The sequence below is a fragment of the Mesorhizobium sp. C372A genome (assembly GCF_030323245.1).
Classification (GTDB): domain Bacteria; phylum Pseudomonadota; class Alphaproteobacteria; order Rhizobiales; family Rhizobiaceae; genus Mesorhizobium.
Genome location: NZ_CP100475.1, coordinates 5623875 through 5644558, shown reverse-complemented (window position 1 = coordinate 5644558; position 20684 = coordinate 5623875). Strand labels below are relative to the sequence as shown.

Below are 20684 nucleotides of genomic sequence, written 5' to 3'. Positions count from 1 at the left end.
TGTCAGTACGCAGGCGATGCTGCACTGCACTCGGCTTGGTGCAACGGGTTCAGCGTCCTATATTGCGGTCCTGCCGACCCGAATCCGGGGCGGTGCCGGCGGCGAAAAAGCCGTTTCGCCACATTCCTGCCCCAGGTGGAAACGGCATTTAACCCCTGGACGCGTCACAATGTGCCGCCAGCCGAATTGAGGCGCAGATTGAGGATTGACAGATGATCGAAGCCGCCGGAACGGCGCTGGTGACGGGCGGGGGGAAGCGGATCGGCAAGGCGATCGTCGAGGATCTGGCCGCGCACGGTTTTGCCGTCGCCATCCACGCCAACCGCTCGACCGCCGAGGCCGACGCGCTGGCTGCGAACATCAGGGACGGAGGCGGCCGCGCCGGCGTGGTAGCCGCCGATCTGACCGACATGGATGCGGTTGGCGATCTCGTCGGCCGCGCCGCGGCAGCGCTCGGCCCGGTCACGCTTCTTGTCAACAATGCGTCGCTGTTCGTCGACGATAGCGTCGAGGACTTCGACTGGGCGGCATGGGACCTTCACTTCGCCATCCATGTGAAGACGCCGGCGCTGTTGGCGCAAAACTTCGCCCGCGCCTTGCCGCAAGGGCAGGAGGGGCTGATCGTCAACATCATCGACCAGCGCGTCTGGCGGCCGACGCCGCGCTATTTCTCCTATGCGCTGTCGAAGTCGGCCCTGTGGACGCAGACCGAAATGCTGGCACAGGCGCTCGGTCCGCGCATCCGCGTCAACGCCATCGGTCCCGGTCCGGCGCTGAAGAATGCCCGCCAGGACGATGATGATTTCCAAAAGCAGGTCGATGGCCTGATTCTGAAGCGCGGCCCGCAATTGGCCGAATTCGGCGCCACCATCCGCTATCTCTGGGAGGCGCGCTCGGTGACCGGCCAGATGATCGCGCTCGACGGCGGCCAGCATCTTGCATGGCAGACGCCGGATGTGACAGGCATGGTGGAATGAGTCCCGCAGACCAGAAACACAAGACGCGCGCCGGCGCCGCCGACGATATGCCGCCCGACATCGAGCTTGAGGATGAAGCGGTCGAGGAGATCGTCGAGCCCGAGGCCACCGGGCCCGATGTCGCCTTCACAGCGATAGACTGGGCGCCGCATGCCGGCGACGCCGACGGCATGGTCGGCGCGGAGGTCATCCAGACATTGGTCAAGCGGCTGCCCAATGCGCCCGGCGTCTACCGCATGATGAACGCTGCCGGCGACGTGCTTTATGTCGGCAAGGCGCGCAGCCTGAAGAAGCGGGTGACCAACTACGCGCAAGGCCGGTTCCACACCGCCCGCATCGGCCGCATGGTGCGCGAGACATCGACGATGGAGTTCGTCGTCACCCGCACCGAAATCGAAGCGCTGCTGCTCGAGGCCAATCTCATCAAGCGCTTGCGGCCGCGTTTCAATGTGCTGATGCGGGACGACAAGTCGTTCCCTTACATCCTGTTGACCGGCGATCACGTCTCGCCCGGCATCTACAAGCATCGCGGTGCGCGCTCGCGCAAGGGGGACTATTTCGGACCTTTTGCGTCGGCCGGCGCGGTCGGGCGCACCATCAATTCGCTGCAGCGCGCCTTCCTGCTCAGGAGCTGCACCAACTCCTTTTACGAAAACCGCACCCGGCCGTGCCTGCTCTACCAGATCAAGCGCTGTGCCGGTCCATGTACCGGGGAGATCTCGCATAGCGACTATGCCGAGCTGGTCAGCGAGGCGAAGGATTTTCTGTCGGGCCGCAGCCAGAAGGTGAAGACCGAAATCTCTGCCGCCATGCAGCAGGCCTCGCAGGAGCTCGATTTCGAGCGCGCCGCCATTTATCGCGACCGGTTGGCTGCACTGTCCCATGTGCAGAGCCATCAGGGCATCAACCCGGCCACGGTCGACGAGGCCGATGTCTTTGCCATCCATCAGGAGGGCGGCCAGGTCTGTATCCAGGTGTTTTTCTTCCGCACCGGCCAGAACTGGGGCAACCGCGCCTATTTCCCCAAGGCCGACCCGGCACTGGAGGGGGCGGAAGTGCTGGGCTCGTTCCTGGCGCAGTTCTATGACGACAAGCCGACGCCACGGAACATTCTGCTGTCGCGAGGTGTCCAGGATCAGGAACTGTTGGCCGAAGCGCTGTCCACCCGCGCCGGCCGTAAAGTGTCGATCTCGGTGCCGCAGCGCGGCGAGAAGAAGGATTTGACCGACAACGCGCTGCAGAATGCCCGCGAGGCGCTCGGCCGCCGCCTGGCCGAAACCTCCACGCAAGGCCGGCTGCTCGCCGGCTTTGCCGAGACCTTCGGCCTGCCGAAGCCGCCGGTGCGCATCGAGGTCTACGACAATTCGCACATTATGGGCACCAACGCCGTTGGCGCCATGGTCGTCGCCGGGCCGGAAGGGTTTGTGAAGAACCAGTACCGCAAATTCAACATCCGCTCGACCGAGATCACGCCCGGTGACGATTTCGGCATGATGCGCGAGGTGATGGAACGGCGCTTTTCGCGGCTGCTGAAGGAACATGGCGATGTCGTTCCCGACGACGCGGCAGCCGGTGGAGCAGGCGACGACATCGAGGAAGACATCTCCGGCAGCTTCCCGGCCTGGCCGGACGTCATCCTGATCGATGGCGGCCAGGGCCAGATGAGCGCGGTGCGCAAGATCCTCGCCGACCTCGGCATCGAGGATCGCGTGGCGGCCATCGGCATCGCCAAGGGCCAGGACCGCGATGCCGGCCGCGAGCGTTTCTTCGTCAGAGGCAGGGACTCGTTTTCGCTGCCCGTCCGCGATCCCGTGCTCTATTTCGTCCAGCGGCTGCGCGACGAGGTGCATCGCTTCGCCATCGGTTCGCACCGCGCGCGGCGCAAGAAGGAATTGGTCAAGAGCCCGCTCGACGAGATCGCCGGCATCGGTCCCGGCCGCAAGCGCGCGCTGCTGCTGGCCTTCGGCACTGCGAAGGCGGTCAGCCGCGCGGCAGTCGAGGATCTGGTCAAGGTCGACGGTATTTCAGAGCAGGTCGCCAAGCTCGTCTACAATCATTTCCATGAGAGCTGAGCGCCGGTGACGCCGCTGTCCCGATCAAATGGCAGCAGCCGTTCTTTTCTCGCAGGCCACTCGAATCCCGGCAATCGCGCGCTATTTTCGTCTGGCCAATCGAATCTCGCCTGTTGACCCCCTACATCCGGTTCTGATTTGAGTACGCAGGCAGAAAGAGTCCCTGAGATATGGCCAAGCGCGCGTTCAACCTGCCTAACATGCTTACCTATGCCCGCATCGTCGCGGTGCCGCTGGTGGTGCTGTGCTTTTTTCTCGAGGGGCATCTGAAATCGAGCGACTTCGCCCGCTGGTCGGCGTTGATCATCTTCCTGCTGGCTTCGATCACCGACTATCTCGACGGCTATCTGGCGCGCGCCTGGCAGCAGACGTCCAACATCGGCAAGATGCTGGATCCGATCGCCGATAAACTGCTAGTCGCCACCTGCCTGCTGCTGCTCGCCGCCGACACCGACCGCCATGCCGGCATCGCAGGCTGGTCGTTGTGGGCGGCAATCATCATCCTGTGCCGCGAAATCCTGGTTTCGGGGCTGCGCGAATATTTGGCGGCATTGAAAGTCTCGGTGCCGGTGACGCAGCTCGCCAAATGGAAGACCGCCATCCAGATGGTCGCCATCGCCTTCCTGCTGGCCGGGCCTGCCGGCGACAAGATCTTCCCGCTGACCACGCAGACCGGACTGGTGCTGCTGTGGATCGCAGCCCTCGTCACGCTCTACACCGGCTACGACTATTTCCGCGCCGGCCTCAAGCACATCATGGACGAGTGAGATGATCACCCGGCTCATTTATTTCGCCTGGGTGCGCGAACGGATCGGCAAGCCGGAAGAGGATGTCGAACTGCCCGCCGGTATCGAGACGGTGGCCGACCTCCTGCGCTGGCTGAAATCGCGTGGCGAGGAATATGAGCACGCGCTGCAATATCCTGATGTGATCCGCGTCGCCATCAACCAGGAACATGTCGAGCATCGCGAGAAGATAGCCGGCGCGCGCGAGATCGCGCTGTTTCCGCCGATGACCGGGGGCTGACACCATGTCCGGCGCGCCGACGGTGCGCATCCAGCGCGACGATTTCGACGTTGCCGCCGAGATCGCGAAACTGACCGGGGGTCGCGCCGACATCGGCGCCGTGGTGTCCTTCTCAGGACTTTGCCGCGACGAGCAGGGCCAGCTGTCGGCGCTGGAACTCGAGCACTATCCAGGCATGGCCGAGGCCGAAATCAGCCGGATCGCCGGCGAGGCGCTTCAGCGCTGGCCGTTGCAAGGCCTGACCGTCATCCATCGCCACGGCAAGATCGCACCGGGCGAAAACATCGTGCTGGTGGTGGCGGCGTCCTCGCACCGGCAGGCGGCGTTCGAAGCGGCCAATTTCCTGATGGATTTCCTGAAATCGCGTGCACCCTTCTGGAAGAAGGAGCACCGCGTGGACGGCACCGATGGCGGCTGGGTCGAGGCCAAGGACGCCGACGACCAGGCTGCGGCGCGCTGGAAGGCGCGGCCCGAATAAATCTCGGTGCAGCCATGTATTGACCGCATTCCCTTGGCCAAATCGCATCGGCAAAAAGGGAGCAAGGGCATGCTGGACAGGATCGCCGAATTCTTCGTCTTCGGTTTTGTGCCGCTGGTTATCGGCGTTCTGGCCGTTCCCGAGCCTTCCGTCGCCGCCGAGAAAACCCTGAAGGGCGAGGTGATGTATCGCGAGCGCATCGCGCTGCCGCCCAACGCCGTGCTGTCGGTTCAACTTGCCGATGTATCGCTGGCCGATGCGCCGGCCGCCATTGTCGGCGAGCGCAAGGTAGCGCCGGCCGGCCAGGTGCCGATCAAGTTCGAGATCACCTTCGATCCAACGGTGATCCGGCCCAACATGACCTATGCGCTGCAGGCGCGCATCACCGCCGACGACAAGCTGCTGTTCGTCACGGACTCGCGCTATCAGGTCGATCCGCTCAGCGAGGCGCCGCAGGCCATTGTGCTGAAAATGGTGGCGCCGAGCGACAAGCCGACCTCGGCCTCGCTGTTCGGCCAGAGCTGGCTAGTCGAATATATCGACGGTATCGGCGTGATTTCGGAGCCGCAGGCGACGTTCCGGGTCAGCGAAGCCGGCAAGGCGGGCGGCAGCGGCCCGTGCAACGCCTATTTCGCCACCGCCAAGGTCGATGGCGAGACCATCGTCATCAGCGACATCGGCTCGACCTACAAGGCCTGCGCGCCGGAGATCATGGCCGAGGAAAAGGCGCTGTTCGAGGCGCTCGCCAAGGCGGCGTCATACCGTGTCGATGGCGGCAAGCTGATCATCGCCGACAAGGACGGCCACGATATCTTGCGCTTCAACGCAGCGAGCTAAGAATCAAGACTGCGGCGGCGGGGGCGCCGGCGTCAGGCCGAACCGGCGCATCAGGTCCATCAGCCTGGTGCGGTCTGGCGGGCCGCCAGTGCTGAAGATGGCGAAGGCCTCGCGAAAATATTCCGGGCCGATCGCCGCCGGTGTCACCACGCACAGCACCTTGGCGGTCGCGGCGGTGTCGTTGTCGAAGCGATGGACCGCGCCGCGCGGAATGCACAGCGCCTGCCTAGGCCCGATATCGTGCCGGTGTCCGTCGACGGTCAGCGTCAGCACGCCTTCGATCCCGTACATCGTCTCTTCATAGTGATCGTGGCTGTGCGCCGGGGCGGGCAGGCGCTGCGAGCCGGCGACCGTCAGTTCGAAGGCGGCGATGCTGCCGTTCGACTGGTCGCCGGTAAGCAGGAAGCGCACGGCAAGGCCGCCATGGCTGATTGTCTCGTCGGCCGGATTGACGCTGATCTGGCTAGCTCTGTCTAGCATTTCATCCTCCCACGTGGTAAATTGAATTTACCGAAATGAGTAAACTCAATTTACCAGAGTGTCAATGCCATTATCCGCGGAAGCACCGCCAAAGAAGCCACCGCTGATCGGTGCGCTGCTGCGCGTTCCGGCCATGGCCATTCACCGCAAGCTGATCAGGGATCTCAGGGCGTCGGGTTTCGAGGACCTCAGCCCGCCGCATATGGCGGTGATCCAATATCCCGGCCCGGATGGCCTTCGGCCGAGCGCGCTCGCCGAGCGCGCCGCGATGAGCAAGCAGGCCATGAATCAACTGCTGAAGACGCTGGAAGCGATGGGTTATATCACTCGCTCGGCGGCACCCGATGAGAGCGGCGGGACCGTCGTCCACTTCACCGACCGCGGGCGCGCCGCATACCAGAAGATGGCCGACATCCTGCTCGACGTCGAACGGGAATGGGCCGAGGAACTGGGCGAGAAGCGTTTCACGGAGCTGAAAACGCTGCTCGGCGACCTCTGGGACACGCCGCTCATCCGTTGAAAGCGGCATGAAGCCGAAGCCGGGACCTGACCAAAGAAAAAGGCCGGCGAAGTGCCGGCCTCTTGCATACATTGGTTCGCGTCGGCTCAGCCGACGATCTCGGTGTCGGAGAACCAGTACTTGATCTCCTGCGCGGCGGTTTCCGGCGCGTCGGAGCCGTGCACGGAATTCTCGCCGATCGACAGCGCGTGGACCTTGCGGATGGTGCCTTCGGCGGCGTTGGCGGGGTTGGTCGCGCCCATAACTTCGCGGTTCCTGGCAATGGCGTTTTCGCCTTCCAGAACTTGCACGATGGTCGGCGCCGACGACATGAATTCCACCAGTTCGCCGAAGAACGGACGATCCTTGTGGACGGCGTAAAAGCCTTCGGCCTCGCGGCGGCTCATCCACACGCGACGTGAGGCGACGACGCGCAGGCCGGCCTCTTCCAGCATCTTGGTGATGGCGCCGGTAAGATTGCGCCGGGTCGCGTCCGGCTTGATCATGGAAAAGGTGCGTTCGAGCGCCATGGGGTCGTCCTTGTCTTGAGATGGAAAGTCTTGAGATCGGAATGTGGAGTGGCGGGCTCTATACAAGCCGCCCGGCCCATTGCCAAGGGGAGGCGCCCCGGCAGCGTTATTCGACCGCGACCGCCCGCATGGCCGTTCGCAACGCTGTGGTCAAAGGCAAGGCTTTGCGGGAAAATGGCGATTGCGCAGGCACGCACGGTTTCGAAGGGAAACCAGCGGAATGGAAAGACATCGGACCATGTTTGACGGGACGCGCTGGCCCTACCACCACCTCAGGCCGGGCGACATAAAAGGGAGCCTATTGATTATCGGCATTTTTGCTGCCGTGGGCCTTGTTATGCTGCTCTTTCCGGGACTCCGCACAGATACGAACTTCGGCTTCGGCCCCGAATGGCAATGCACGCTGATGCCGAAGGGCGACCCGATCTGCGTCAAGCTGGTCGGCAAAGAGGGCGCGAAGTGACTGTCAGTATCACTACCGCCTGATAACAACGGGCGGCCGCCGGCGCTCCCAGCCCTCGCGCTCCAGCGTCGGCATCTCATGCTCCTCGCTGGGATAGCCGAGGCAGAAATAGCCGATCAGCGTCCACTCAGGCGGGGTGTCCAGGATTGCGGCCATCTCGGCGGCGTCGAGGATCGACACCCAGCCCATGCCGATGCCTTCCGCCCGCGCCGCCAGCCACAGTGTGTGCACCGCCATGACGGCCGAATAGTCGATGGTCGCCGGCATGGTCATGCGGCCGAGCCCGTGGCCCTGTTGCGTCGTGCGGTCGGCGAAAACCGCGAACTGGCAGGGCGCTTCATTGAGACCGGCGAGCTTCAGCCGGGCATAGAGAGCGGCGCGCTCGCCCGAAAAGCATGCCAGCGCCTCGGCATTGCAGCACTCGAAACAGTCTCTCACCGCGCCCCGCCGCTCGGCGCTCTCGACCACCACGAAGCGCCACGGCTGGCTGAGACCGACGGACGGCGCGACGCTGGCAAGCTCCAGCAGCCGCTCCAGCGTATCCTCGGGCAAAGCCGTCCGCTCGAAGCGCCGCACATCCCGGCGCCAGCGCAGCAGCGTGACCAGCCCGGCGCGAAAATCATCGGTGAAATCGGGGGGTGGTGGCATGGCGATCAGGAGACTTGTGTGGGGAATAGGCAGTAGGCAGTAGGCAGCAGGCAGTAGGCAGTAGGCAGTACAGCGCTCAGACCCTATTGCCTACTGCCTATTCCCTAAGCTGCTGCCGCCGCCTCCTTCCAGCAATGCCGGTTGAGCGGACGGGTCGCGTCGTGTCCGACGAGTTCATAGAACAGAATGGTCATTGGCGGCTGCGTCCTCGCGGTCTAATTAGGCGCCTGCGGCTGAAGCGGAACTCGTCGGCGGGAAAAAGATGAAACAGCATTTCATGATGTTCGCGGCCTACAATCAATGGGCCAATGGCCGCATCTACGATGCCGTCGCCGCACTTGACGAAGAAGAGTTCAACCGCGATGTCGGCGCATTTTTCGGCTCGATGATGGGCACGCTCAACCATCTGCTGGCCACCGACCGCATCTGGATGAAACGCTTCACCGGCGAGGGCGACGCGCCGGCAAAGCTCGACGCCATCCTGCACCGCGCATTGCCTGGTCTAAAGCTGGCGCGTGAGGCCGAGGACAGGCGGATCGTCGACTGGGTCGGCGGTTTGACCGAAAAGGCTTTGTCCGGCCGCTTCTCCTACATGACCGTTTCCGACATGCGCACCGTCTCGCAGCGGCTGGCGCCGGCGCTGGGACACGTCTTCAACCACCAGACCCATCACCGCGGCCAGGCGCATACCATCCTGACCATTCTCGGCCGGCCTTCGGTGCAGCTCGACCTGGCGTTTTTCCAACGCACCGACGAAGGCCGCGCCTACGCCTGATCTCCTGACCGCGCTTCCCGTTTAAACGCACGGGAGCGTTAACCGGTGCATTTGCGCGGCCGTCGATGCCCGGCACCAGCTCTGGATCCAAGCCGGGTTTGAGGACCCTGTCGGCACAACGCTGCCCGGTGACTGGGCCAGATGGCTGGGCTGTCAGTGGCCCGCCTTTTGTGGGCCTTCGGCTCCAGGCCGCCGCAGCCACAACCCGCTCCAACTCCGGTGGAATTTCTGTCGAGAGAATTAAACAAAGTTTAAATATTGAAGCAAAAACATATTTTTTTTTAGCAGACCAGTGCACGCCTTGAGAACTACAATCCTTATTCTTGGAAAAAATAAAGAAACTATAAGGAAGACTCGTGCGTAGCTGTGAGTGCATAAGCATATGTCTGCTTTGGTTTGCTGGCATGTTGCAATGCACAAAGCAGAACGGCAACAAGGAGAGTGTCATGGTTAATATCACTCAAAAAATCGCTAGAACACTGGCGGCGGGTGCAATTATCGTCATTTTTGCCGCTCCCGCGAATGCAGGCGGCGGAATTGGCGTCGGTGTCGGCGCATCTATCGGCGGTGCTGGCGGCATCAATGCCGGTGTTGGCGCTTCGATCGGCGGCAGCGGCGGGGTCAAGGCCGGTGCCGGCGCCTCGGTTGGCGGCAGCGGCGGTATCAAGGCGGGTGCTGGCGCAACGGTCGGCGGCAATAGCGGCGTTACAGCAGGCCTCGGCGCCTCAGTCGGCGGTAGCAGCGGCATTAAGGCTGGCGCTGGCGCGACGGTCGGCGGAGCCGGTGGCATCAATGCCGGTGTTGGGGCCACGGTCGGCGGCAGCGGAGGTATCAATGCCGGTGTCGGCGTCAACGTCGGCAGCGGCATCAACGTCGGTGTCGGCGTCGGCATTGGCGGAACGCCGGGCACGCCCGGTACCCCCGGCACTCCAGGAACTCCTGGAACACCAGGCACCCCTGGGACACCCGGTATCGTCGCTAGCATGTCGAACAGCCAGCTGACACGTATGAAGAAGCGCTGCGTCGATGTGCTCGCCAGCGAGGGCACCTACGACAGCGATCTGCGGCAGCTATGCCTTATGATCTCGCGTCGCTGAGACAGGTTTCGCCGGGAGTGTCGAGCCAGCCGTGAGGCTTTACGGCACTCTCCTACCGCATGGCCCAGACTTCCCGAGGGACATGCGCTGACGAGAAGCCTCCGGCCAGTCGGAAAGCCCGCCGCGCAAGTGGCGGGCTTTTTGTCGCCACTCACAAGGCAACCGATCGCGCCTTTCGATTGCCGGAGTTTTTTATCGTTTAACGGAAACGGTGAAACGCGCTATCCCTTTGTCTTGGTAATTCTCAGGGAAAGCGCCCACGCGCTTCTCCCGGGAAAGCTGCTCACACTTTCCTGGAATTGTTCTGGTTAACCACATTCGAATTGCAGGTAAGATTTTAGGGTTTCATTTGTGTTCCCGCTGCAAAATGGCGAACACAGTGGGAGAAATGGCATGCGGGTCGATCTGTCGCCCACCAGCTGGGGCAGGGTCATAGCAGTCACGGTTGTCGGCACGGCGATCTGTATCGCGGCGGCCTTCCTTGTCGATTCCTACAATTTTCCGTCGCTGTCGCCCGAAGCATTGCGCTGGGCGCAGCTCACCGACCTGCTACTGCCGCTTGTGCTGGGTGGATCGTTCTTCTCTTTCCTGATGTACAAGATGCGCCAGCTGGCGATCGCCCAGAAGAATCTGAGCATTGTCGCGGCAACTGACAGCCTGACCGCGGTGTTCAACCGCGGCGCGTTTTCAATGCTGGTCGAGGCCTATCTCGAACAGGCGCGCAGCCAGGCCGTCGTCGATGCCGGCGCCCTGCTGATCGTCGACGCCGATCATTTCAAGACCATCAACGATCGATTGGGCCACGATTGCGGCGATCAGGCCCTCAAGCTGATCGCGCAGACGATCAAGGCCCAGCTGCGCGGCGCCGACATCGTCGGACGCATCGGCGGCGAGGAGTTCGCCATCTTCCTGCCCGGCGCCGACCCGTCGCAGTCTTGGCTGGTTGCCGAGGGGATCCGGCGGCGCATCCGCGAGGTCGAGTTTGCCCCGGATGGGCGGCCCTGTCCGCTCTCGGTAAGCATAGGCGGCGTCGCCTTCAGCGGACCCACCACCTATGCCGACATGTTCCTGACGGCCGACCGGCACCTCTACAAGGCCAAGTCCAACGGCCGCGACCAGGTCAGTTTCGAAACGACCGGGCCGCGCGGCCTGCTCGCCGGTGATCCGACGTTGCATTGAGGGCTGGGACCGGTGCGCCGACAGCTCGGCGTAGCGCATTAGAGCAATTCCAAGAAAAGTGTGTGTTCCCAGGAAAGCGCTTAGCGCTTTCTTTCGGAATTGCGTCAGAACAAGAGATAGAGTGTTTCGCCGTTTCCCTAAACGATGAAACGCTCTAGCGGCTTGGGCGCGTTATCAACAACCTGTGCATAGAGATAAGCATTTACAGATCAGGCGAGGCGTCTACTATCTGAAGCAGGGGATGATTCAGAGAGAATTACCGAACGCTTATACCTTTTTGTCGATATTTTCGCTGTTGGGACTTGTTTTTGTGTTCTGGCCATCCATGCGCGTTATATTCGATATAGATGGTGAGGTCTTAGGTGGCAAATTTGGCTCTTAGAGCTGAGGTGGTCACCGAGCGTGGGCGTGGTTGGAGGCAGGATGGTATTTTCGGCAAGTAATTTTCTTTTCTTCTTCCTGCCTATCGCACTTGCCATAGCTCTTTTTGCCAAGCCCTCTGCCTTTCGGCCAAGCCTGCTCGTTCTGAGCCTGGCATTCTACTACTGGTCGTCAGGGTCCTATGTAATCATACTCATCGCGGATGTAGTCATCGCCTATTTCGGCGCGCTGGCTGTCGACCTTTGCAAAAGCGCGAGATTGAGAAATGCAGTTGTCGGGGCGGCAATCGTGCTGCTGGTCGGCATTCTCGTGTTCTTCAAATATCTCGATTTCATAGCGGTGAACGTTGACCTCGCCTCAGGCAGCAATCTGTCGGCGACATTCGCCGGCATAATCCTCCCGATCGGCATATCCTTTTTTACCTTTCAGGCATTGTCTTACCTGATCGACGTCTACCGTCGTGAAATTCCTGCAGAGCGCAATGTCGTGCTCTTCAGTACGTACTTCACATTTTTTCCGCACCTGATTGCCGGCCCGATTGTGCGGTTCCGGGACGTCGTGGATGATTTTCGAGCGCCGAGAATATCTCTCGAGAACTTCTCCACTGGGGCCACCCGCTTCGCTCACGGCCTTATGAAAAAGGTGATCATAGCCGATGGTATTGCGCCGATCCCCGATGCCATTTTCGCCGCACCCCACGACACCATAGGTTTTGCCACGGCATGGCTGGCGGCCGCGACCTACGGCATCCAGTTGTATTTCGACTTCTCCGGCTATTCCGACATGGCCATCGGGCTTGCCCGCATGTTCGGCATCCGCTTTGCGGAAAATTTTGAGAGACCCTACGCCAGCCGTTCGATCACCGAATTCTGGCGACGCTGGCACATCTCGCTTTCAAGCTGGTTTCGCGACTATCTCTACATCCCGCTGGGGGGAAGCCGGCATGGCAGGATCGCGACCTATCGAAACCTGTTGATCGTCTTCGCGGTAACCGGCCTCTGGCATGGCGCCTCCTGGACGTTTTTCTGCTGGGGTATGTTCCACGGGCTTTTCATCCTGGTCGAGCGCGTGGCCACCGGCACCTGGCCGAAAGTGCTGGAGAAGGGGTGGCTGCGATATGCCTATTTCCTGCCGGTCGTGACGCTGAGCTGGCCGCTGTTCCGCGCGACTTCGCTTGAACAGGCAATGTCTTTGTGGAAGGCGATGGCTTCGCCCGTCGCCGCTGGTGCATTCAGCCTCGATGCGGCTGCGCCGATAGCCACGACCAGCCTGATCGCCCTTGTGGCCGGTGCGGCAATTTACGTTTTGCCCGGCCGGCTTTCGTTCGGCCAGTTGCTGACAAGCGAGACCAGAGGCGATAAGCTGTATGTCGCCGGCGCCTGCTACACGGTTGTTGCCCTGATGGTATGTCAGGTGTTGGCGCTGAGCGGTGGCTACACTCCGTTCCTGTATTTCCAATTCTGATGAAAACAGCCAGAAAAATATGCAGCGCAATAGTCACCGCAGCCTTCGTGGTCATCATCGCGTCGCCGCTGTTGGTGCTGGCTGTTCGCGGCGCCGTTGAACCTTATGGCCGAATACCGTTCACCGCATTTCCGCCGGTAGAAGCTCTGTCCACCAGTTCGAGCGGTGCGTTCGATCAACTGGCTTCAGCTCTTCTTGAACGCTCGCAACTGAAGAAAACGGCCATTACCGTTCGAAACACCGCCTTGCTGAGAATTGTGCGCCAGTATGACCATAACAATGTAGCCAGCGGAAAGGACGGCTGGCTGTTCTGGAAGGACGACTGGTTCGGGGGGGAATGTCAAAAGCAATATGATGTGGAAATGGCCGTGTCCCGCATTGGCGCCATGCTTGATGTCGCCAAGGCCTCGGGAATTGATATGTATTTTGCAATAGCGCCCGATAAATCCACACTTTATCCGGAATTTCTGGACCCTCATTTCAAAAAGATCTGGGGCTGCAAACAGCAAAGTGCCGAACTTTTGCGATCGGCGATTAGGGTCGAGGCGCCCCAGATCGTCGATCACCTTACCGCGCTGCGGAGCGAAAAGGGCAATCCCGCCGGCAACATTCTGTATGGCAAGGCGGACACCCACTGGACCAACTTTGGTGCGGCCATAGCCTTCCGCCAATTGCTCGCGGCGATGTTTCGGGACACCAGGGCGATGTCGCCACCTGCACTAACCGGAAAATTGGCCCAGCCTCCAGCCGATATGGAAACGACAATGCTGCTGGTTGGCAATGGCTACCCGGAAAGCGAGATCGACATTCCTGCGGAAAAAAAGGCACTGGCTTCAGTCGCAGAATTCGACCAGGCGAAGTCCACCCTCGTTTTGCACGATTCGTTCTACAATAAAGTAATCGGGTTGACGGACCCGTTCCGGCACGGCGCCGAATTGAATTTCGATGCCGATCCCCAAGAGATCACCAAAGCGGTGCAGGCCAGCGACCGCTTGGTGGTAAGCCGCGTCGAGCGAGCGGTCGTCAATTCTGTGTTGAACTTTCCTCTTTCTTGGCCGAACACGCTGGGCAAGGCCCTCGTCGCACGTGATGAACTGGCGGCCAGGGAATGCAGGGATTTTGCACCCGCATCCGGTTCGCCGAGGCTCCAAGCTATGGCTGCGGACGCAAACGGTTATCTCACCACCGCCCCCGATCCCCAAATGGTCGCCACCGTGCCCGTCTCTGGCGGCGTTGGAAAGATCCCCTGCATACGACTGCGGTTGACATTGAAAGTCCCCGATACATTCGAAATCTTTTTTTCACCCCACTCCGGCCAGGACGGAGCTTTTGTGGCTGGTCGCTCGATTCAAGTGCCGCTCGACGTTGGCGACCACACGATTGCGCTGGTTCTTCCCGACTATCTGGCTGGGCGTTCCATTCGTATCGACCCAGGCGATTCCGGCCAGCAAACGACCCTCAGGGATGTAGAGTTTGGCTGGCGCGCCGCTCATGATGAGGCGGCCAAATGAAGCCAGCAAACACTCGTGAAACAGAATAGCGGAAAGGGTGACATGGCAACCTTAGCTGTTGGAGAATTCGAAGCGACGGCGAAGCGATTTGCGGAGGCCTATGGGGTAAGCCCAGCGCTTCACTCCGAAGATCTGATGTTGGCGCATTTCCTGAAATTGAACGCCGAAACCGGTCTGCAATTCTACTTCAAGGGCGGCCTGGCTGACGCGGAACAACTGATGCGGACAATCGGGAGCCTCGGCGCCGATTCGAGCAATCCGAGGGTTCTCGAATTCGCCGCCGGCTATGGGCGGGTCACCCGCCATCTACGGAAATTATGCGACCTGACGGTCAGTGATATCCATCCTGAAGCGGTGGAGTTCGTGAGAAAACATTTCGGATGCCCGGCCTTCCTGTCGTCGAAAGATCCTGAGCACCTCGATATCCCCGGACAGTTCGATGTCATCGCCGTAATTTCGCTTTTTTCCCATCTTCCGGATCGCACTTTTGGCAGATGGCTTTCGGCGCTCTACTCGCTGCTGGCGCCAGGCGGTTATCTGATCTTCACGACCATCGGCGAATCCGCCCGCGCCATCAATCCGCATATCCCGACACCTGGCCCTGATGGCATCGCATTCGAGGCTGAATCGGAACAAATTGACCTTGACAAGCAGGATTACGGCAGTTCGACCGTTCATCCGCAATATGTCGGCTTTCAGATCGGCCGGCTGCCGGGATCGCGGTTGATATCCTACGAAGCCGGCGCATGGTGGAAATACCAGGACCAATACATCGTGCAAAAATCCGCCTAGAGGCAACGACGACTGGAAGTTGCTTTTGTCGCTCAATCCAAAAACAAAGACGAAGAGCCATGGCTGAATATCATTTTGTTGAGAACTATGAGCGCCACGTTGCCGATCTTCTGGCGAAATACCCGCTTGACGAGGCGATGAGCCTCGCTGTTGGAGGCAACTACGAAGGCATCGGCAAGATTGCCGCGGATGTTCTGGCCTATGCCGGCATTCGAGATGGAGATGCCGTGTTCGACTTTGGCTGTGGCAGCGGAAGAGTGGCTCACGCCCTGGCCAAGAGGGTTAATATCAGCCGCTATCTGGGAACCGATATCGTCCAATCCATGCTCGACTACGCGAAAACCAAAACACCCAAGCACTTCGAATATAGACTGCACCGGCAATTGAGCTTTCCGTGCGGCGATGGTGAATTTGACGTGGTGTACGCCTTCAGCGTTTTCACGCATCTATTGCAGACAGAATGCTATACGTATCTTTTGGAAGTATCCCGCGCGCTGAAGCCGGGTGGCACGGCGGTCATATCGTTTCTTGAACTGGCTGAGCCCACTCAATGGCCGGTCTTTGAAGGATCGCTGGGGGTGTACTACCTCAACACATTCATCGAGCGTAACCAGTGGGAAGTGTGGGCCGGACACGCCAACCTGTCGATCAAGGAGTTCGTCGATGGCCCGAAAGCGCCATGGGGTGGAGCTTCTCTTGGGCAATCGGTCATGATCATGAAAAAACCTTGACGGGCCGGTCGCGCCCTAACAAGATTTTGTTCTTCAAACCCTTACTACCCGCGGGCCGAGCCCGCGGCTAGGCGACGCGCTTTAAACGCCGGCGCCCGAATGCTGTGCGTCCCTTTTCGAGGCGAATGGATCGCGACGGGAAGGATCGGCGCATCAGACAGAAAGTCGACGATCTTTTTCATCGTCGCCTGGGAGAAGGCGTCGTTCCAGTCGGTCGGCCAATCGAAGCGCGAGCCTTGCAGCCGCTTATCGTATTGATCGACGCGCGAGATGGCGTCCTTGAGCCCGGCGACAACGCCCTCCAGCGTCGGCTCCACAGCGATCAGGTTGGTCGAGATATCCCGCAGGCTCTTAGCCGTCTTGTTCTCGAACGTGTTGGTCACGGTCCACATACCGGCCGAAGCCATTTCCAGCGGCACCAGGCTGGGATGCGGCGTCAGCATCAGCGAGAGGCCGACATCATGGTGCGGTAGCCGTTCGGTATAGGTCTGCAAATCGGTCTTCGGCAGCATCTCCATGACCACATTTTTCGCCAGCCTGATCTTGCTGGCGCCGCCGATCGAGCCCATCCCGTAGCACTTCCACTTGTCTGCGTCGAAACCCGGGGAACGGGCCAGCTCGGCAAGCGCCATTATGCCGAGTTCGAACATATTGCGCGCGGCATGTGCTTCCGGGCGGGCGTAGAAAAGAATCCGCCGCTCGCGATCGCGCATGTCGTCTATCGACGGTTTGAATTTTTGGATGGCGTTGCGGAACACAGCGTGGTTTTCCTTCGCACCCGGTTGCGAGAACACGCCGATCTTGTTCAGCTTGAAAAAGTCGCGCAGCAAGGGTGTCGAGAAAAGCTGGAACTGCGGGAAGCGGTAGGATTGCTGGAACAGTGCGGCAATCGTGTTCATGGGTAGGAAATAGGGTTCATATTCCTGGACCATGAACATGAAACGGTCCTGTCCCAGTTTCCGGCTGGCGTGGTGCGCGACATGGGCCGCCCAGCCATTGGTGGCAATGAAGCGATCATTGGGATTAACGAACAATTCGTCATCGCGATCATACCGATGTTCGATTTCGATCTCGTCAAACAATTGTTCGACGCCGGGATAACCTTTGATGCGCTCGCGAGCGAGCGCCATGTCCAGTTCCGTATGTTCCAACGTCACGATCCGGACGAGAAAACCTTCCCGACGCAGGCGCAGCGCCAGGCTGAACATGCCGATATAGCCTCCGAAAATATATTTGAAATCGATCGTTGCCAGGAGGATGTTGACGCGCTTTGGCTCGCGCTTCGACACCCGCAGCGTCAACGGCTGGATATTGTGAATAATCCAGCTGGCATTTGTATCCGCGACGCTCGGTATCCCTCCGGAGGCCGCAGCTTTTGGCAGAGCGTCGGATCCCGTGGCGATCTTGCGGACATACTGCAAATATTTGGCTTTCTTCAACCGATAGGCAAGATTTCTTGCCCTGACACCTAAGGCCGCGTTCATCATCTGTCCTTCGACGTTCAATGTCGAACGGCGCCGTAGCGCGGCTGAAAACCTCAGAAGGATCACTTCGGCCAAGCTGGTGGTCAGGCGCGACATGCGGTTGACTATCTTGCCCAGCCTTCCCGGCATCCCGGGGTTTCGCAACCGAAGCGTCTCGGCGAATATGGCCTTTTCCAGCGTCCCCACAAAATCTCTGCGTGCCTGGTGCAGCAAAGCTCGACCTGCCTCAACCAAGGCACGCTTGTTTCCGACGCCTTTCAGGAGAAACCCTATTGAATGGGAAACGCCGGCGTAGGGCACGACGACTTGCCCCACCACGTTGGCTCCATGCTGATGATAATCGTACAGAGGCTCGTGGGTGTAGGAAATCCCGCCCGCAACCTGGGCAGTAAGTGCAATCCACTGATCGTGGTAGGCATCCACCAGCCTTTGCGGAAACGGCAGTATCCGGTCGAGAATGTCGCTGCGAAATAGGCTGGCGGCGCCACTCACGCTATTGCCGAGGAATAGCGAAAGAAAATCCGTATATTCGTTTTTGCGATGGCTCCAATACGTGTCGGAGACGACCTCATCGGCGGCCACGATACGACAGTCGCTGAATGCGAGTTTCTTGTTCTCCGGCAAAGCCTGGACGAGCTTGGTTAGTTTGTCCGCACGCCAGCGATCATCCTGATCTGCCAGCGCGACGAACTCTGCACCGACCGGTACCAGCGAAAGGCACTCTTCGAAATTCTTGTAGAAACCCTTCCGTTCCCTGTTTCTAACGTAAATAAATCGTTTATCATTCTCTACCAAATCAAGAATATCGCGACGGGAAGAGGAATTTGAGCTGTCATCAGTGATGATGCAGATCCAGTTCTTGTGGTCTTGACCGATGATTGACGCGATCTGTTGCTCCAGAAGTTCCTGTGGCGGATTGTATGCCGCCATGCAGATGGCAATCTTGGGACCAGTGGCCGGCCATTTCACCTTCACCGGTCGCCGGTTGGTCCCAGGTTGGAGCCTGAAGGCGGCAAGAGACTGCTCGATCATGTCTCCGGATTTAAGCTCGGCAAGAAGTCGCAGTTCGCGGGTCTCCGGTTCCGCAATCTCCTCGATCGGCAATATGGTGGTGAATTCGGAGAACAGGCTGCCGCCAGTTGAATCCTGCGCGGGATAGAAGCAGTGCACGACATCGGGCCGAGCCCAGGAATGGTTCTTGATTTCATGCTGCCTGGTTCCGTCCAGGACATAGAGCCGTCTGATCGCGTTGCCGGGACAGAAAGCCCAGCCCTGCAGGTACAGCGCAAGCCCCTTGCCGACGTGAAATGAGCGGCTCGAAGGAACGTCGAGTGCGCACATAAGCTTGGGAAGCTGGCTTGCTTTCTCTTTTGTGAGCGTTTCGTCAATCAGCGCTTTGGAAGATGGTGCATTGACCTTCTCGACGGCGGGATTTTTGCGGAAGTCAAAAAACTGCTGGATACCGAATTGTCCAACCGTCGCGAACAGAGCGCCAATGTTGGGTTTATTCCACCGGTGACTCGGCCTGTTCGACAATACATCTCGTGTATTCACCAAGATTTCACCCATCTGTATGCTGATATTATTTCTTAACTTAGCCCCGTGACATGCTTTTTGCAAAAAATAGCGCATCACTTCCCACTCTGCCAAGTAGGTTAGCCGTCAGAGCTTCATTCCACAATATGCATTCAAAGATTATCGGCATGTTTTGTTTCCTACTTTTAGTAGAACCGCGATATCATCTTAGAAATATAAGAATCTTACAGATATCGTGTCATGCTTATAGAAAAATCATATTTTACGATTGCAGGGCGAGATGTCGAATCTGCTCATTGATTCCAATTCATCACGAAATTTCGCCTGCTAACCTAAAAATATCGTTTTTTGCGGAAGTAGCCGTGCGGAGCAGCTAAGTGCCACGGCACCTTGCTTTGCCGGTCGGCCGGCCCGAATGCCAGGAACAGTTCGTGGCTCTCGCACTGTCTAAACTCGCGGAAACAGTTAGCTTCCGGGCTTTTTGACATCAGCCTGTGGAGCGATGAAAGGAGTGAATCGACAATCTTAAGAGAGATGATAGGTTAATCAAGAAATGCCCGCAATATGCCAAAGAAAATATCGTTTTTTCTGGGTGAGATATGAATCTTCGCTCGAAATCACTTTCAATACAAGCGTTAAGAGGGATCGCTGCAACTTTAGTTGTTTTTTTGCATATTTGTACGGTCTCATCATTTGGCAAGAACCAATGGGGAGCTACGGCCTACAACTTTTTCTTGCATTTCGGAGCGTTCGGGGTCGACATTTTTTTCGTCGTCAGTGGCGTAATCATCGCAGGTCTCCTGCAGCAGCAGAACGCGGGTCACCCTTTTTATTCCCTGCAATTCCTTATGCGGCGCTTTGTCAGGATCTATCCGATCTATTGGCTTTCCCTCGGCGCGACAATCGTCGTGCTGCTCAGCAGCGGGGGTCTCTATCCCGTCGATTTTTCACAATTGACGCCGAAAACCCTCGGCTTGGTGACGACGAATTTTCTGCATCCGGTCAGTTGGACGCTTTGCTTCGAAATTCAATTTTACCTTGTCGCGGGTTTGGCCATGCTGTTCGGTCGAAGGTCGGGAGCGGTGATCGCTGTCTGGGGCGTAGCCCATATTGTGGCTGTGACTGCAGCAGAGCGCGGCTGGGGTCATGGATTGTATTTTGCCGCCCCTATCACAGTGGAGTTCCTGCCGGGATTGCTGATCGGTTATGTCGCGAGCCGCCGATCGCTGCCATTTCCGAGAGTCTGCATAGTTCTGGGCTGTGTCATTGTGGCTGTAGCCGGTTATTACGCTGGGCCGATGCTCGGGACCACGACCGGCCTGCTTCGCCTCGCCATCTATGGAACGGCTGCGTCGCTGATCGTATGGGGCGCGCTGTCATTGGAGGGCGCCGGCTCGCGCCCAGCCAAGTGGGTCACATTTCTGGGCGATATTTCATACTCGACCTATATGTGGCATTGGCCGACCATGATCGCAGTGTCGCTGTTGTTCGGTGCCTGGTTGAGCCATTCAGCGGGTGTCCTCTCCTACATCGTTACCACAGGCGTTTGTGTCCTGATGGTAAGCTGGGCAAGCTATCGATGGATCGAGCGCCCGTCCACGCGGTGGGCAGGCGGGCTGTTCAAAAGGCCGCCGCGATCCGGGCAGATGGCGGCAAGCTCTCCAGTCGCCGCAGTGCCGCTGCCTGCGCTGTCGGAACGGTTGGCGATTCGCCAAACCTGAGAC

20 protein-coding genes are annotated in these 20684 nt (G+C 59.4%); 16 read left to right on the top strand and 4 right to left on the bottom strand.

What is annotated here, in order from left to right:
* Positions 1-212: 212 nt before the first annotated feature.
* The 6 genes from NLY42_RS27260 (at position 213) to NLY42_RS27235 (ending at position 5390) form a co-directional block, all read left to right on the top strand.
* Positions 213-977 carry an SDR family oxidoreductase gene (locus NLY42_RS27260; protein ID WP_023754717.1) on the top strand — a complete coding sequence of 255 codons (765 nt, stop codon included), beginning with the start codon at positions 213-215 and terminating at the stop codon, positions 975-977.
* Complete coding sequence (gene uvrC / locus NLY42_RS27255) at positions 974-3049, top strand: excinuclease ABC subunit UvrC (RefSeq protein WP_023689090.1); 2076 nt, start codon at positions 974-976, stop codon at positions 3047-3049. Before NLY42_RS27260 ends, uvrC begins: the two co-directional genes overlap by 4 nt.
* Positions 3050-3219: 170 nt before the next feature.
* A complete protein-coding gene (pgsA, locus tag NLY42_RS27250; RefSeq protein ID WP_023673449.1) occupies positions 3220-3816 on the top strand; it encodes a CDP-diacylglycerol--glycerol-3-phosphate 3-phosphatidyltransferase in 597 nt (198 codons plus the stop codon).
* Position 3817: 1 nt separating this feature from the next.
* Positions 3818-4075, top strand: a complete 258-nt coding sequence (moaD, locus tag NLY42_RS27245; RefSeq protein ID WP_023673448.1) for a molybdopterin converting factor subunit 1 — start codon at positions 3818-3820, stop codon at positions 4073-4075.
* Positions 4076-4079: 4 nt separating this feature from the next.
* The gene (locus tag NLY42_RS27240) at positions 4080-4553 is read left to right on the top strand and encodes a molybdenum cofactor biosynthesis protein MoaE (RefSeq protein WP_023673447.1); all 474 of its coding nucleotides are present in this window, start codon (positions 4080-4082) and stop codon (positions 4551-4553) included.
* Positions 4554-4622: 69 nt separating this feature from the next.
* Entirely contained in the window at positions 4623-5390 is a 768-nt protein-coding gene (locus tag NLY42_RS27235) for a YbaY family lipoprotein (RefSeq protein ID WP_023754716.1), read from the top strand.
* A 3-nt stretch (positions 5391-5393) separates the two neighbouring features.
* Here NLY42_RS27235 and NLY42_RS27230 read toward each other — a convergent pair whose 3' ends face one another.
* Positions 5394-5870: a cupin domain-containing protein gene (locus NLY42_RS27230; protein WP_023701902.1), complete on the bottom strand. Its 477-nt coding sequence runs from the start codon at positions 5868-5870 to the stop codon at positions 5394-5396.
* 64 nt (positions 5871-5934) lie between these two features.
* On the opposite strand from NLY42_RS27230, the gene NLY42_RS27225 reads away from it, so the two are divergent.
* On the top strand, positions 5935-6390 hold the full coding sequence (locus NLY42_RS27225) for a MarR family winged helix-turn-helix transcriptional regulator (protein WP_023673444.1): 456 nt from the start codon (positions 5935-5937) through the stop codon (positions 6388-6390).
* Between the two features lie 86 nt (positions 6391-6476).
* Here NLY42_RS27225 and ndk read toward each other — a convergent pair whose 3' ends face one another.
* Entirely contained in the window at positions 6477-6899 is a 423-nt protein-coding gene (gene ndk, locus NLY42_RS27220) for a nucleoside-diphosphate kinase (protein ID WP_023705335.1), read from the bottom strand.
* Positions 6900-7137: 238 nt separating this feature from the next.
* Between ndk and NLY42_RS27215 the strand changes: the two genes are divergently transcribed.
* Positions 7138-7362, top strand: a complete 225-nt coding sequence (locus NLY42_RS27215; RefSeq protein WP_023754715.1) for a hypothetical protein — start codon at positions 7138-7140, stop codon at positions 7360-7362.
* 12 nt (positions 7363-7374) lie between these two features.
* On the opposite strand, the gene bluB is transcribed toward NLY42_RS27215, so the two are convergent.
* A complete protein-coding gene (gene bluB / locus NLY42_RS27210) occupies positions 7375-8010 on the bottom strand; it encodes a 5,6-dimethylbenzimidazole synthase (protein ID WP_023754714.1) in 636 nt (211 codons plus the stop codon).
* A 262-nt stretch (positions 8011-8272) separates the two neighbouring features.
* On the opposite strand from bluB, the gene NLY42_RS27205 reads away from it, so the two are divergent.
* The 7 genes from NLY42_RS27205 to NLY42_RS27175 all read left to right on the top strand — a co-directional run bounded on the left by NLY42_RS27205 (position 8273) and on the right by NLY42_RS27175 (position 15940).
* Positions 8273-8785, top strand: coding sequence for a DinB family protein (locus NLY42_RS27205; RefSeq protein ID WP_023673440.1), 513 nt, complete (start codon positions 8273-8275; stop codon positions 8783-8785).
* A 446-nt stretch (positions 8786-9231) separates the two neighbouring features.
* Positions 9232-9882 carry a hypothetical protein gene (locus NLY42_RS27200; protein WP_023689083.1) on the top strand — a complete coding sequence of 217 codons (651 nt, stop codon included), beginning with the start codon at positions 9232-9234 and terminating at the stop codon, positions 9880-9882.
* A gap of 393 nt (positions 9883-10275) precedes the next feature.
* Positions 10276-11061, top strand: a complete 786-nt coding sequence (locus tag NLY42_RS27195) for a GGDEF domain-containing protein (protein WP_023754713.1) — start codon at positions 10276-10278, stop codon at positions 11059-11061.
* Between the two features lie 423 nt (positions 11062-11484).
* The gene (locus NLY42_RS27190) at positions 11485-12906 is read left to right on the top strand and encodes an MBOAT family O-acyltransferase (protein WP_023754712.1); all 1422 of its coding nucleotides are present in this window, start codon (positions 11485-11487) and stop codon (positions 12904-12906) included.
* Entirely contained in the window at positions 12906-14417 is a 1512-nt protein-coding gene (locus NLY42_RS27185) for an alginate O-acetyltransferase AlgX-related protein (RefSeq protein WP_023754711.1), read from the top strand. The genes NLY42_RS27190 and NLY42_RS27185 overlap by 1 nt, the downstream gene beginning before the upstream one ends.
* Positions 14418-14459: 42 nt before the next feature.
* Entirely contained in the window at positions 14460-15209 is a 750-nt protein-coding gene (locus NLY42_RS27180) for a class I SAM-dependent methyltransferase (protein WP_031203073.1), read from the top strand.
* 59 nt (positions 15210-15268) lie between these two features.
* Entirely contained in the window at positions 15269-15940 is a 672-nt protein-coding gene (locus NLY42_RS27175; protein WP_023754709.1) for a class I SAM-dependent methyltransferase, read from the top strand.
* A 44-nt stretch (positions 15941-15984) separates the two neighbouring features.
* Here NLY42_RS27175 and NLY42_RS27170 read toward each other — a convergent pair whose 3' ends face one another.
* On the bottom strand, positions 15985-19056 hold the full coding sequence (locus tag NLY42_RS27170) for a rhamnosyltransferase WsaF family glycosyltransferase (protein WP_081730969.1): 3072 nt from the start codon (positions 19054-19056) through the stop codon (positions 15985-15987).
* 503 nt (positions 19057-19559) lie between these two features.
* Between NLY42_RS27170 and NLY42_RS27165 the strand changes: the two genes are divergently transcribed.
* Complete coding sequence (locus NLY42_RS27165) at positions 19560-20681, top strand: acyltransferase family protein (protein ID WP_081730968.1); 1122 nt, start codon at positions 19560-19562, stop codon at positions 20679-20681.
* Positions 20682-20684 lie beyond the last annotated feature (3 nt).